Below are 315 nucleotides of genomic sequence, written 5' to 3'. Positions count from 1 at the left end.
GCAGCGACATTACGAATGTGGTTGTTAGTGGTAACACCTCTCGATTTGATGGCAGTCAAAAAGTGACGTTAGTACTAAGTAATTCAAAGGATGCACAAACGGAAACCGTGGAAGCTAATGTTCAAGGTGATGGCAGTTGGAGTATGGTAGCTCAAGATTTAACAGGTTGGCCTGATGGTGAAGTAACAGCGACAGTCACTGGTTCAAATCAACACGGTATTGCTGCTGAAGCGGTGACAGAGACGGCGACACTTTCGACAGCGAAACCAACATTAATATCAGTGGTATCAAACCCGACATCGGGTAAAGCAGGCG

At 46.0% G+C, this 315-nt stretch carries 1 pseudogene; it reads left to right on the top strand.

From position 1 onward, the window contains the following. A pseudogene (locus AACV33_RS04730) lies at positions 1-315 on the top strand (hypothetical protein); the annotation flags it as partial.

Source organism: Aliivibrio sp. SR45-2, assembly GCF_963890165.1.
Classification (GTDB): domain Bacteria; phylum Pseudomonadota; class Gammaproteobacteria; order Enterobacterales; family Vibrionaceae; genus Aliivibrio; species Aliivibrio salmonicida.
This window is presented reverse-complemented; position numbering and strand designations above follow the sequence as displayed.